The organism is Bradyrhizobium sp. AZCC 1678 (assembly GCF_036924765.1).
In the GTDB taxonomy this organism is placed as follows: Bacteria; Pseudomonadota; Alphaproteobacteria; order Rhizobiales; family Xanthobacteraceae; genus Bradyrhizobium; species Bradyrhizobium algeriense.
Window position 1 is genome coordinate 4,546,142 of record NZ_JAZHSE010000001.1, and the last position, 13,396, is coordinate 4,559,537.

Genomic DNA, 13,396 nt, shown 5'->3' on the forward strand with positions numbered 1-13,396 from the left:
CCTTATCGTCGCTCAGACGTACAGTATGCGGCCCATTCGTCCATAAGCCGCCGTCGCTTCGCCAGAGCGTCCGAACGACGATAGGCTGCTTCGGTTTCGTCTTCGATAGCGTGCGCAAGCGCCTGCTCGCAAACCTCGCGTGGGAAGCTCGTCATATCGCCAGCCCAGTCACGGAACGTCGAGCGGAAGCCGTGCGTGGTCGCCTTCACGTCTGCTTGGCGCGCAATAGCCTTGGCAAGCGACACGTCACTGATTGGCTTGCCACGCCGCATACCTGGAAAAATCAAGCCCTTGCTTCCGTAGCGCTCGCGCGCAGTCTCTATGACCTTCAGGGCAGCGGCAGTTAGCGGAACGACGTGCGGCTTATTTGCCCGGTCACCTTTCATTCGGAGGCCGGGGATTGTCCAAAGCTTACGCACGGCTTCAGCAACAGATGGGGCAAGCAGCGCGGAGAAGTCCGGCCCGATCTCGCTATGATCGGCGAGCGCGCCTTCGTTGTAACGCGCGGCCGTCAGAATGATGAATTGCAAGAGCAGCGACGAGTCCGACTGATCGGCGCACAGCGACGCCATGAACTTCGGGAGCAACCGATAGGGTAGGACTGGATGATGTTGAACTTTGCGCACCTTCCGCTTGCTGGGAAGCAACGGCTTGATGCGCTCGCGCCATGCAGCCGGGTTGTCGCCAGTCCGCAGGCCCTCAGCCTTGGCGGCTGTCAGGATCATCTCAATACGCCCGCGCACCCGCGAGGCCGTCTCAGGCTTGATATTCCAGATTGGGGTTAGAACGGTCATGACGCCAGTCGTGTCGATATCGCGGACGGGCGTTGAGCCGATCAGCAGATAGACATAAGTCTTCAGGGAGTTCTTCCATTGCTGGCAGTGCTTGGCGTTCTTCCAGCTCTTTTCGAAGCGGGTAACGTAACCTTCCGCGTAGTCGCGAAACGTTACCGACCCGGCAGCCGCGACCTTCTCAGCGGCGCGTTCCGCAATCCGGTGTTCGATGGGGTCTATGCTTTTGGCGATCAGCGCACGGGCCGCCTGCGCTGCCTCGCGGGCCGCCTCCAGGCCGACATCCGACGCCGCGCCGAGCCCCATGTAGCGCTCTTTGGCGGTTACGGGCGATTTGTACCTGAAGACCCACGAAGCGTTACCGCGGGCGTCAACGTCGAGCCGGAGCCCCGTGACCTTGTCGTCCTTATGCTTGCTTATGCTTGCCCGGCCCGGCGTGCTCAACGCTCCGTGTCGATTTGATCCGTTTGGGCTTGGCTGCGGCGGTCATAAAAAAGTGTCCTCCAAATTCCCCGTCTGGCTCCACGTCGAAAACGCGGACAGGGGGCTACTTCGGAGGACAACTTACAACGAGCTAGTACAGCCCATCACTTCTATTTCAGGGTTCCGGCTACCAGATCAGACGTGGAACGACAGGAAAAACCGAAGAACTGGCGGAAGGGGTGGGATTCGAACCCACGGTACCCTTGCGGGCACGCCGGTTTTCAAGACCGGTGCCTTAAACCACTCGGCCACCCTTCCAGCTCAGGAATTTCAGTCGCTTAGCTTAGGGCTGGCTCGAACGCAATGCGAACGTGGCCCCGATGTGCACCGATCCCGCCATTTTGGAAGAAACCCGCGATGAGGGCGTCAATCATCCCGGCACCGTTGCCGCAATTGGAGCGGTCGCTTGTTTAGCCGAACACCGCTGCCAGCAGGCCCGAGCACAGGAGCACGAAACTGGCCGTCGTCAGGGCAAGAAATCCGTTGGAGACAATGTCGTGGCTGCGCATGATACACCTACCACTCAGATGCTCGTCCGAATTTATTAAAGCTTTCTGAATCTCTACCGAGCCATCTGTCCGAAGCCGCGCGGTCCCCCCGAACCGCCAGGCGTTCAAATCTCAAGCTCTGGAACGATAGCCTTCAAATGCGTGTGCAAGGAAAATGCCCGCGCTCACCAAACCCATCACCGCTGTAACCGTCTCGATCATCGCACAAATCCTTCGCGCCCCTGCAATCCACAGAACGACTCCACCGTTGCACAGTCAAAAAGATTCACAGGCTGGAATCGCAGATCGGCCGTGAGTGATGATTTACTGCAACAGATTGTCTGAATGGGGCACAGGACGGATGCGACGAAGGACGCATACACGGTGAATCGAGGCGCTATGCCCGTAGATCAACGGATGCGCAAAGCAACCATTCATTCACCACGCATGAGCAGACCCCATTTCCGCCGTGTTCCGGTTGCGATATCTTCACAACGTGATGCGGAGGTGGGCCGCATCGTGGGGTTAAGGCCGCAACGCTTCAACGTAGGCAGTCGGCCGCTGAAAATGGTAATTGGGGCGATGGGGATTCGACGGCCAAAAACGATCGTCCTGGCGGCGCGTGGTGCCGTTGCCGTGGCAACGTGCCTTCTGCTTGCCAATTGCGCCTCGTCCGACAAATTCGCGAGCCGCATCGATCCCAAATATGGCGTCTCCTCGAGCCCTCGCGTGGTGGCGTTAGGGGAGCCCGTGCCGAAGGGTGGGGGAACCTACCGCATTGGCAAGCCCTACACTGTCGCAGGCCGGATCTATGTGCCGGAAGAGGATCCGAACTATCGCGCCGAGGGAATGGCTTCCTGGTATGGCGATGACTTCCACGGCCGGCTGACCGCCAATGGCGAAGTCTTCGACATGACCTCGCTGACGGCGGCTCATCCGACCCTGCCGATCCCGAGCTACGCCCGCGTCACCAACACCCGGAACGGCAAATCGCTGATCGTGCGGGTCAACGACCGCGGCCCCTACCACGGCAACCGCCTCATCGACGTCTCGAACAAGGCCGCGGAACTGCTTGAATTCAAAGCAAATGGTGTCGCTCGTGTGCGGGTCGAATATGTCGGCCGGGCACCGCTGGAGGGTTCCGACGACCGCCAGCTGCTGGCGACGCTCCGCACCGGCGAGCCGGCGCCGTCTCCGTCCACGGTCCGGGTCGCTTCGGCCCGTCCGTTTGTGCCCGAGATATCGTCGTCTGCGGGCCGAATCCGGGGCGAGGTTCCGATGCCGGAGGGGCGGCCCTATAGCCTAGGCAATACCTCGGCCGACTACGCCTCGGTCAACGCGACTTCGGAAATGTCGGCCTCCAGCCACTCCCGTCGCCGTGCCGCAGAAAACCCGCGCGCCGTGTCCTACGAGAATGACGCCAGCTATCCGGCGCCGCGCCAGGCGTACCTGCCGGTCGATCCGCGGGGGCCGAGCGAAGTGCTGAGCGGACGCGGGCTGTACTAGATAGCGTTTTCAAGCGAAAGCCTGCCCCGGACTCGATCCGGGGTGGCGCCCGGTCCGCGTCAAGAAAACGCGTCAAACGGAAAACTTATCCCTTCAGGAAGTCGATAAGGGCGGCGTTGACCTCATCGGGGCGCTCCTGCTGAATCCAGTGACCGGCCCCATCGAGAATGAGCTTCTGCCGCAAGTTCGGCAGCACGCGCTCCATCTCATTGACCAGCTTGGCGCCGATCAGCCCGGTGATGACGCCATCCTTCGATCCCGCGATGAAAAGGGAGGGCTGGTGGATTTGCGCGCCCTGCCATGGCGCCGTCAGTTCCCAATTGCGGTCGATGTTGCGATACCAGTTGAGCCCGCCGCGAAAGCCCGAGTTCTTGTAGACGGCTGCGAAATAGGCGAGGTCGGCCTCGGTCAGCCAATTCGGCAACGGCCGATTCGGATCGGCGTCGGCGAGGAATCCCTTGCCCTCCTGAACAAATTGATGGGCCGCCGGATCGGAGAACCCGCGCCCGGCCAGCACGATTCGCATTGTTGCCGCGACATCGCGCTCGAACTCGGCCTCGGCTACGCCGGGAGGCTGAAAATACTGCCAGTAGAAATTGGTAATCCCGTTGTTCCGCAGGGTCTCGAGCGGCAGGCCGCGTCCGCGGGAGGGCGGCGGAACGCTGAGGCCCGCGACCTTGGTGAAGACATCGGGCCGGAACAGTGCCGCGTGCCAGGCGACCGGCGCACCCCAGTCATGGCCGACGATGACGGCCTGCTTTTCGCCAAGCGCTGCCACCAGCGCGACCATGTCGCCGACATTGTGGAAGATGGTGTAGGCGCCGATTTCGGCTGGCGCGCTGGTCCGGCCGAACCCGCGCATATCGGGGGCGACGACATGGAAACCGGCTTCGGCGATCGCTCCGATCTGGTGCCGCCAGGAATAGGACAGTTCGGGCCAGCCATGGCAGAGCAGCACCAGCGGACCCTGGCCCTGCTCGACAACAAAGAAGTCCAGCCCGTTGGCGGAAATGGTGCGTGAGGATGGCATCGTGTTTCCGCCCTGTTTTTCGTATCTTGTCGGGAAATGGCAGCTTCGCCACGATACGTTCCTTCGTTTGGTGCCGCAATCCGATCGACACGGCGGCAAGTCCGAAAGGCAAGTCTAAAACCTGTGTTGTTTGCGATACTTCCAACTGTTAGAACGCAGGGATTCAGGACATCGCCGATGGCAGCAGAGACTTCCGTTTCCCGCAAATCCGACGCCGCGGCCATCATCCCGTGGCGCGGCCTGATGGCCGCCGTCGTAGCGCTTGCGGTCGGTTGGGGCGGGATCGTGTATGCCGCCAACAACAGTGTGCAGGGCGCACCGAAGAAGGAAGATGGCGGCTTTGACGGCGACGCGCCGACCGCGATCCTGATCGAGGCCTCGAGCGGCAGCGTGCTGTTCGAGAAGAACGCCGACGAGTTGCGGGCGCCATCCAGCATGATGAAGCTGATGACCGCCGAGGTGGTTTTCAACGCCATCAAGAAAGGCGACGTCAAACCCACTGATGAATACCGGATCAGCGAGAACGCCTGGCGCAAGGGTGGGGCACCGGCGGGCGGCTCGACGATGTTTGCCATCCTCAACAGCAAGGTGTCGGTGGACGACCTGTTGAAGGGCGCGATCATCCAGAGCGGCAATGATTCCTGCATTGCGCTAGCCGAAGGCATGGCCGGCAACGAGCGGATCTTCGCCGCCGACTTCTTGACCAAGCGCGCCCGCGAGCTTGGCATGACGAAGTCGACATTCGGAAATTCCAGCGGGCTGCCCGATCCGGCCAACAAGATGACCGTTCGGGAATTGGGCAAACTGGCGCGTCACCTGATCCTGACCTATCCCGACATGTACAAATTGTTCGGCGAGCGGGAGTTCACCTGGAACAAGATCCGGCAGCAGAACCGCAATCCGCTTCTGAACTCGCTCAATGGCGCTGATGGGCTGAAGACCGGCTACACCAAGGAAGGCGGCTATGGGATGGTCGGCTCTGCGGTTCAGAACGACACGCGGCTGATCGTCGTGGTCAACGGCATGGAGGATCCCGACGATCGCGCCTCCGAAGCCAAGAAGATGCTGGAATGGGGCTTTCGCAATTTCGAGACGCGCACGCTGTTCGCGGCCAACCAGCAGGTCGGCTATGCCAAGGTGTTTGGCGGCGAAAGCCGCTCGGTGAAGCTAGCAAGCCCCGAGCCGATCAAGGTGATGGTGCCGAAGAACGGCAGTGAGAAACTGATCGCGCGCATTGTCTACAACGGTCCGGTTCGGGCGCCGGTGCAGGCTGGCCAGCCGGTCGGCGTCGTCAAGGTATGGCGAGGCCAGAACATCGCCGTGGAGACGCCGGTCTATGCCGCGGAGGCGATCGGCACCGGCTCGACCATGCGCCGCGCGATCGACGGCGCCAGCGAGCTCGTCATCGGCATGTTCCGCGCGAGCGCAGAGAAGCTCTGAGCATGACCCAGGCAACGCTGCAGCGGCCTTCCGGACGCGGGAAGTTCATTACGTTTGAAGGCGGCGAGGGCTCTGGCAAGTCCACGCAGATCAAGAAGCTCGCCGAGCGTCTTGGGGCGGGGAAGCTGCGCGTCATCGTCACCCGCGAGCCGGGTGGCTCGCCGGGCGCGGAAATCATGCGGCATCTCGTGCTGTCGGGCATGGGCAAGCTGCTTGGACCGGAGGCGGAGACGTTATTGTTTGCTGCCGCCCGTGACGATCACGTTCGCACCGTCATCCAGCCCGCGCTCGGACAGGGAACATGGGTGCTGTGCGATCGCTTCTCGGACTCGACCCGCGCCTACCAGGGCAGTCTGGGGCAGGTCTCGCCCATCGTGCTCAACGCCATGCAGCGCGTCACCATCGGCGATCTCAAGCCGGACCTGACCATCATTCTGGACATTCCCGTGGAAGTCGGCCTGCAGCGGGCCGCGGCTCGGCGCGGCAGCGGCGTGCCGGATCGTTTCGAGGCGGAAGATCTGCAGTTTCATCAGGAGCTGCGCGACGCCTATCGGCAAATCGCCGCCGAAGACCCGCAGCGCTGCGTGCTGATCGACGCCGATGCCGATGCAGACACGGTCGCAGGGCGCGTCTGGACGGCGCTGCGCGATCGTGTGTTCTCGGTCCCGAGCCCGGCGGGGACGGCATGAGCGCACGCAAGACCGAGCAGGAAACGGCGGCCAGGCATCCCCGCCAAACGGCCGATCTGTTCGGCCACCGCGAGGCGGAGATGGCATTGCTCAATGCCTATCGCAGCGGACGCATTCCGCATGCCTGGCTGATCGGCGGCCCACAGGGAATCGGCAAGGCAACGTTGGCCTATCGCATGGCCCGCTTCGTGCTCGCGAATTCCAAGCCCATGGCGCCTTCGGTACAACGCGCCGAGACGCTGGCGCTGGATCCGGATGATCCTATCGCGCGCCAGATCACGGCCGGCGCACATGGCGGGCTATTGGTGCTGGAACGCGGCCTCAACGATCGCGGCGTGATGCGGACCGTGATCACCGTCGACGAGACGCGGGAGACGATTTCGTTCTTCGGCTCGACCGCGGCGGTGGATGGCTGGCGGGTCTGCATCGTCGACACCGTCGACGAGCTCAATCCGAACGCCGCCAACGCGCTGCTCAAGATCCTCGAAGAACCGCCGCAACGATCGCTGTTCCTGCTCGTCAGCCATTCGCCGGCGCGGGCGCTGCCGACGATCCTGTCCCGTTGCCGCAAGCTGCCGCTGCGGCCGCTCGCGACCGACGACGTCATTCGCGCGGCGGCGCGCGCCGCTGACATCGCCCCCGATGATCCGGCGCTATCGGAGGCTGCCGATGCCGCGGAGGGCAGTGTGTCGCGCGCGCTGACGCTGCTCGGCGGCGATGCGCTGAAGCTGCAACAGCGGACCGCGGCGCTGCTGGCGACTCTGCCGCAGGTCGATCCGCGCGAGCTGCATGCGCTGGGCGATGCGCTGGGCACCAGCGATCGGGTGGCGCTGGCGGCTTTCATCGACGGCATCGATCGCTGGATCGGCGAAAAGCTGCGCACTGACGACGCCAACGCGAATCTGCCCCGCCTTGCACGGCTGGCTGAGGTATGGGAAAAGATCGTCCGCGCCGCGCGCGACACCGAATCCTACAACCTGGAACGAAAACCGCTGGTTTTCTCGGTGTTCGGGATGCTCGCGGAAGCAACCCGATAACGCTCCGCCTGATAACAATCCCGACAATTTTTGACAGATAGAGGAATTCGTGGTGGCGAAGGCTGGAAAGAAAGCTTCGAAAAAGCGCAAGGCGAAGAAGGTTCGCAAGTCGCCGCCCGCGTCCGCCAGCAAGAAGGCGGCGAAGAAGCGCGCCGCCAAGAAAGGTGCGACCAAACGCACGCGCGTTGTGAAGAAGGCCGGCAAGGCGTCGAAGAAGACTGCCAGCAAAGTCGCGAAAAAGTCACCCAAAAAGGCTGCGAAGAAAGCTGCCAAGAAGCCTGCCAAGAAATCAGCGAAGAAATCCACGAACAAAACGACGAAGACGCGCGCGGTAACATCGCAAGAGGCAGCTCCTGCCGTACAGGCAGCCCCCGTAGCTAAACGTGCAAAGCCAACCACGCCGCGCGCGAAGCCGGCTGCCGCGGCCCAGCCGGCGGTGGCTGCCGAGCGCAATACTTACTTCATCACCACCGCGATCGCCTATCCCAACGGCATTCCGCATATCGGCCACGCCTACGAGGCGATCGCGACCGATGCGCTGGCGCGGTTTCAGCGGCTTAACGGCAAGGACGTATTTTTTCTCACGGGCACCGACGAGCACGGCCTGAAGATGGTGCAAACCGCCGAGAGCGAAGGCATGAGCGTCGCTGATCTTGCTGCGCGAAATGCGGGCCGGTTCAAGGAGATGGACGAGCGTCTCAACGTGTCGTTCGACCGCTTCATCCGCACCACGGAGCCCGACCATCATCGTTCGGTCCAGGTGGTCTGGAACCGGATGCAGCAGAACGGCGACATCTACATCGACACCTATGCCGGCTGGTATTCGGTGCGCGACGAAGCCTATTACGCCGAGGAGGAAACCGTCCTCGGTGAGGACAATGTGCGCCGCGGCCCGCAGGGCTCGCCCGTCGAATGGGTCGAGGAGAAGAGCTACTTCTTCAAGCTCTCCGCCTATCAGGACCGGCTGCTGGCACTCTACGAGAACCAGCCCGATTTCATCGGACCGGATTCGCGTCGCAACGAAGTCATCAGCTTCGTGAAGGGCGGTCTGAAGGATCTCTCGATCTCGCGCACGACGTTCGACTGGGGTGTCAAGGTGCCTGATGATCCTGAGCATGTAATGTATGTCTGGGTCGATGCGCTGACCAACTACATCACCGGCGTCGGCTTTCCCGACGAGAGCGATCCGAACTGGCGCTACTGGCCGGCGGACGTGCACGTCATCGGCAAGGACATCATCCGCTTCCACGCGGTGTACTGGCCGGCATTCCTGATGTCGGCTGGCATTCCCGTGCAGAAGCGGGTCTATGCCCACGGCTTCCTGTTCAGCAGGGGCGAGAAGATGTCAAAGTCGGTCGGCAACGTCGTCGATCCCTTCAATCTGGCCGATCAATATGGCGTCGACCAGATGCGCTATTTCTTCCTGCGCGAGGTGCCGTTCGGCCAGGACGGCAACTACAACCACGAAGCCATCGTCGCGCGCATCAATGCCGACCTCGCCAACGATCTCGGCAACCTGGCGCAGCGCTCGCTGTCGATGATCGCCAAGCAGCTCGGCGGCGTGCTGCCGGAGCCCGGCGAGTTCACCGATAATGACAGGGAGATCCTGGCGGAGGCAGACGCCATGCTGGCGGCGTCGCGAACCGCGATGGCGACCCAACAGATCCATCAATGGCTGAACGCGGTGTGGTCCGTGGTCGCGGAAGCCAATCGCTATTTCGCCGGCGAGGCGCCGTGGGCGCTGGCCAAGACCGATCCTGACAGACAGAAAACCGTATTGTACGTGACGGCGGAAGTCGTGCGGCAGGTCGCCATCCTGACCCAGCCGGTGATGCCGGATGCCTCGGGCAAGCTGCTCGACAGTCTCGGCGTTCCCCAGGATGCGCGGGACTTCGCAGCGCTCAGCACGCGGATCAAGCCCGGCGCAACCCTGCCGCCGCCGGTCGGCGTGTTTCCGCGCTACGTTGAACCAAAGGTGGATTGAGCCGTTTGCAAACCATGCTCGTCGATAGCCATTGCCACCTCGACTTTCCGGATTTTGCCGAGGATCTCGACGCCATCGTCGCGCGCGCCGAGACCGCCGGAATCGGCCGCATCGTCACCATCTCGACCCGGGTGAAGCGGCTCGGCGGGCTGCTCGCCATCGCCGAGCGGTTTCCCAACGTCTATTGCTCGGTCGGCACCCACCCGCATCAGGCCGATGAGGAAGACGGCATTCCCGCGAGTGAACTGATCGAGCTGACCAAGCATCCGAAGGTCGTGGCACTGGGTGAGGCGGGGCTCGATTATTTCTATGAGCACGGCTCCCGCGAAGCGCAGGAGCGCGGCTTTCGCGCGCATATCGCAGCCGCCCGCGCCGCCGGCCTGCCGCTGGTGATCCATACCCGCGACGCTGACGAGGACTGCGGCCGCATTCTCGAAGACGAGGTGGCAAAGGGAGCGTTCCGTGCGGTGCTGCATTGCTACACCGGCGGGCGGGCGCTGGCGATGAAGGCGATCAGTCTGGGCCTCTCGATCTCGTTCACGGGCATCCTGACGTTCAAGAAGTCCGAAGCGTTGCGCGAACTCGCCGCCGAACTCCCGGCCGACCGCATCATGGTCGAAACCGACTCGCCCTATCTGGCCCCCGGCAAGTTTCGCGGCAAGCGCAACGAGCCGTCCTACGTGATCGAGGTCGCAAAAGTACTGGCAGAGACGCGTGGTGTCTCCCTGGAAGAGATATCGCGGCAGACCACCGAAAATTTCTTCCGGCTATTTTCAAAAGTGCCGGCACCGAAGGCAGCCGCATGACGGTGACGCTGACGATTCTCGGCTGCGGCTCCTCGGCGGGCGTGCCACGTCCGGCGCTCGGCTGGGGCGCCTGCGATCCCAACAATCCAAAAAACCGCCGCCGCCGCTGCTCGCTTCTGGTCGAGCGCACGGGTACGCACGGCACCACGCGGATCGTGATCGACACCTCGCCCGACCTGCGCGAGCAGTTGATCGATGCCGAGGTCGATCACATCGACGCCGTGTACCTGACCCATGAGCACGCCGACCAGACCCACGGCATCGACGATCTGCGCTCGGTCGTGCTGCATCAGCGCCGGCGCATTCCGGTCTACTTCAACCAGTCGACCGCGAAAGACATGATGGCGCGGTTCTCCTATTGCTTCATCGCACCCGAGGGCAGCGACTATCCGCCGATCCTGACGCGCCATTCGATCGAAGCGGGCGAGAATCATGAGACCGAAGGGAAGGGCGGGCCGGTGAAGCTTTCCGCCTTCCTGGTTCACCACGGCAGGATTCCCGCGCTGGGCTTCCGCATCGGCGCCGCAGCCTACACGCCTGACCTCCACGACATTCCCGAGGAGAGCTGGCCGGCGCTGGAAAACCTCGACCTCTGGATCGTGGACGGGCTGCGTTATGCCGGCCATCCCAGCCATTTCAGCGTCAATGACGCGCTTTCTTGGATCGAGCGCTTCAAGCCCAAGCGCGCCGTGATCACCAACATGCATTCCGATCTCGATTACGAAGTGCTGCGCCAGAGCCTGCCGGCCGGCGTGATCCCGGCATATGACGGGATGAGGCTGACGCTGGACGGCGCAGGCTGAGCCTGCGTCGCAATTCGATCGCAGAACGCGGAGTAACGTCAATGATTGGCCTGTTCTTTGAAGTCCAGACAAGGCCCGGGCACCGCGATCAATATCTCGATCTCGCGGCCGCGCTGAAGCCCGAGCTCGAGGCGATGGGCGGCTGCCTCTTCATCGATCGCTTCAGGAGTTTGACGCGGGAGAACCTGCTGCTGTCCTACCAGATCTGGCAGGACGAGGGGGCACTGACGGCCTGGCGGGTCCATGCCTACCATCATGACGTCCAGACCATCGGCCGCGAGAAGGTCTTTTCCGACTATCGCATCCGCGTCGCCCAGGTCATTCACGAGGCAAGGCCCGGACAGCCGGTCTGGCAGCCCGAACGGCGCACGCCCTATAATGATCCGGCACGGCGCCAGCCGACCTATATCCTCGCCTCGGAATCGAAGCATGCCACGCTGCCGGTGGAGACCGGATGGCGCCGTGACGCTTTCGTGAGCGTCTATCGTGAGGGGCATTTTGCGCACCTCGTCGATCTACCGGACGATCGCGCCGGCATCGAATTCGGCCCCCGCCTGTTTGCCGATCCGACAACCGAATATTTCCGCATTTTCGAGGTCATGCGCGACTACGGAATGTATGAACGCGCCGAGGCGCCGCAATATTACCCCCCGGTCACGCCTCGCTCGCACTGACGGTCAGGCCGAAATCGCCTTCGCCGAATCCACTTGGTTTCGCAGCATGAATTTTTGGATCTTGCCTGTAGACGTCTTCGGGATGACTCCGAACACCACTGCCTTCGGTGTCTTGAATCCCGACATGTGGGTGCGGCAGAAGGCGATGATCTCGGCCTCCGTCGCCTTGGCGCCTTCCTTCAGTTCGACGAAGGCGCAGGGCACTTCGCCCCATTTGGAATCGGGCTTGGCGACCACGGCCGCGAAAAGCACCGCGGGGTGCTTGTAGAGGACGTCCTCGACCTCGACGGAGGAAATGTTCTCGCCGCCCGATATGATGATGTCCTTGGAGCGGTCCTTGATGATGACGTAGCCGTGCTCGTCGAGCACGCCGAGGTCGCCGGTGTGAAACCAGCCGCCGGCGAAGGCTTCTTGCGTGGCCTTCTCGTTCTTCAGATAACCCTTCATCACGATATTGCCGCGGAACATCACCTCGCCGATGGTCTCGCCGTCGCGCGGCACCTCCTGCATCGTCACGGGATCGAGCACGGTCACGGCTTCCTCCAGCGGGTAGGGCACGCCCTGCCGGCGCTTCATCTGGGCGCGCTGATCGGCCGGCAACTCGTCCCAGCCCGGCTGCTCGGCACAAACGGAGGCGGGGCCATAGACCTCGGTCAGGCCGTAGACATGCGTCAGCTTGATGCCGATGCTTTCGGCGCCTTCGAGCACCGCCACCGGCGGTGCGGCGCCTGCGATCAATCCGATCACGGGGCGCGCGGCCTTGCCCTTCGGCGCGCCGGGCGCGTTGATCAGCGTGTTGTAGACGATCGGCGCGCCGCACATGTGGGTGACGCCGTGCTTCGGGATCAGCTCAAAGATTTTTGCCGGATCGACCTTGCGCAGGCAGACGTTGATGCCGGCCGAAGCCGCGACCGTCCACGGAAAGCACCAGCCGTTGCAGTGGAACATCGGCAGCGTCCACAGATACACCGGGTGCTGGCCGAGATTACCGGCAAGGATATTGCTGACGGCGTTGAGATACGCGCCGCGGTGATGGGTCACGACGCCCTTCGGATTGCCCGTGGTGCCCGAAGTATAGCTGAGCGCGATCGCGTCCCATTCGTCGGCCGGCAGCCTTGCGACGAAAGCCGGATCGCCCGCCGCGACCGCCGCCTCGTATTCGAGTTCACCGATCCGCTTGCCGCCCGCAAACGCCGCATCATCGACATCGACCACGAAGGGCTTTGGCCCGGTCATCAGCGTCAGCGCTTCCGCGATCACGTTGGAGAATTCCGGGTCGACCAGAATGATTTTGGCGCCGCCATGGTCGAGCTGGAATGCGATCGAGGGCGCATCGAGCCGGATGTTCAGCGCATTCAAGACGGCGCCCGCCATCGGAACCGCAAAGTGCACCTCGTTCATGGCCGGAACGTTCGGCAGCATCACCGCCACCGTATCGCCGTGGCCGATGCCACGGCCGGCGAGCCAGGACGCAACGCGCCGGCACCGCGCATAGGTCTCCGCCCAAGTGAAGCTGCGGCCTTCATAGACCGTGCTGAGGTGATCCGGATAGACAGCGGCGCTGCGGGCTAGAAAACTGAGCGGGGTCAGCGGCACATAGTTCGCCGGCGTCTTGTCCAATCCGATCGAATACTGGTTCTGGGCTGCACTCATCGGCTGTGTCCC

General features: G+C 62.8%; 11 protein-coding genes and 1 tRNA gene. 8 read left to right on the forward strand and 4 right to left on the reverse strand.

Annotated features, from left to right (window positions below; translation table 11 throughout):
• Nucleotides 1–2: 2 nt before the first annotated feature.
• Nucleotides 3–1,235, reverse strand: coding sequence for a tyrosine-type recombinase/integrase (locus tag V1294_RS21430; RefSeq protein WP_334499907.1), 1,233 nt, complete (start codon nucleotides 1,233–1,235; stop codon nucleotides 3–5).
• A gap of 207 nt (nucleotides 1,236–1,442) precedes the next feature.
• Nucleotides 1,443–1,532: transfer RNA gene (locus V1294_RS21435), tRNA-Ser, on the reverse strand.
• 812 nt (nucleotides 1,533–2,344) lie between these two features.
• On the opposite strand from V1294_RS21435, the gene V1294_RS21440 reads away from it, so the two are divergent.
• Nucleotides 2,345–3,268 carry a septal ring lytic transglycosylase RlpA family protein gene (locus V1294_RS21440; protein WP_334499909.1) on the forward strand — a complete coding sequence of 308 codons (924 nt, stop codon included), beginning with the start codon at nucleotides 2,345–2,347 and terminating at the stop codon, nucleotides 3,266–3,268.
• 85 nt (nucleotides 3,269–3,353) lie between these two features.
• On the opposite strand, the gene V1294_RS21445 is transcribed toward V1294_RS21440, so the two are convergent.
• Entirely contained in the window at nucleotides 3,354–4,298 is a 945-nt protein-coding gene (locus V1294_RS21445) for an alpha/beta fold hydrolase (protein WP_334499910.1), read from the reverse strand.
• A gap of 177 nt (nucleotides 4,299–4,475) precedes the next feature.
• Here V1294_RS21445 and V1294_RS21450 point away from each other — a divergent pair, with 177 nt between their 5' ends.
• From V1294_RS21450 to V1294_RS21480, 7 genes are read left to right on the forward strand one after another with little or no spacing between them, the layout of a single operon-like run.
• The gene (locus V1294_RS21450; RefSeq protein ID WP_108519371.1) at nucleotides 4,476–5,738 is read left to right on the forward strand and encodes a D-alanyl-D-alanine carboxypeptidase family protein; all 1,263 of its coding nucleotides are present in this window, start codon (nucleotides 4,476–4,478) and stop codon (nucleotides 5,736–5,738) included.
• Nucleotides 5,739–5,740: 2 nt separating this feature from the next.
• Entirely contained in the window at nucleotides 5,741–6,427 is a 687-nt protein-coding gene (gene tmk, locus V1294_RS21455) for a dTMP kinase (RefSeq protein ID WP_334499911.1), read from the forward strand.
• Nucleotides 6,424–7,464, forward strand: coding sequence for a DNA polymerase III subunit delta' (locus tag V1294_RS21460; protein WP_334499912.1), 1,041 nt, complete (start codon nucleotides 6,424–6,426; stop codon nucleotides 7,462–7,464). The genes tmk and V1294_RS21460 overlap by 4 nt, the downstream gene beginning before the upstream one ends.
• Before the next feature lie 52 nt (nucleotides 7,465–7,516).
• Nucleotides 7,517–9,448 carry a methionine--tRNA ligase gene (metG, locus tag V1294_RS21465; protein ID WP_334499913.1) on the forward strand — a complete coding sequence of 644 codons (1,932 nt, stop codon included), beginning with the start codon at nucleotides 7,517–7,519 and terminating at the stop codon, nucleotides 9,446–9,448.
• Between the two features lie 14 nt (nucleotides 9,449–9,462).
• Complete coding sequence (locus V1294_RS21470; RefSeq protein WP_334504755.1) at nucleotides 9,463–10,254, forward strand: TatD family hydrolase; 792 nt, start codon at nucleotides 9,463–9,465, stop codon at nucleotides 10,252–10,254.
• Nucleotides 10,251–11,057 (forward strand): MBL fold metallo-hydrolase, encoded by an 807-nt coding sequence (locus V1294_RS21475; RefSeq protein WP_334499915.1) that lies wholly within the window; start codon nucleotides 10,251–10,253, stop codon nucleotides 11,055–11,057. Before V1294_RS21470 ends, V1294_RS21475 begins: the two co-directional genes overlap by 4 nt.
• A gap of 41 nt (nucleotides 11,058–11,098) precedes the next feature.
• The gene (locus V1294_RS21480; protein WP_334499918.1) at nucleotides 11,099–11,731 is read left to right on the forward strand and encodes an antibiotic biosynthesis monooxygenase family protein; all 633 of its coding nucleotides are present in this window, start codon (nucleotides 11,099–11,101) and stop codon (nucleotides 11,729–11,731) included.
• Nucleotides 11,732–11,734: 3 nt separating this feature from the next.
• Here V1294_RS21480 and V1294_RS21485 read toward each other — a convergent pair whose 3' ends face one another.
• Nucleotides 11,735–13,384, reverse strand: coding sequence for an acyl-CoA synthetase (locus V1294_RS21485; protein WP_334499920.1), 1,650 nt, complete (start codon nucleotides 13,382–13,384; stop codon nucleotides 11,735–11,737).
• Nucleotides 13,385–13,396: the final 12 nt, after the last annotated feature.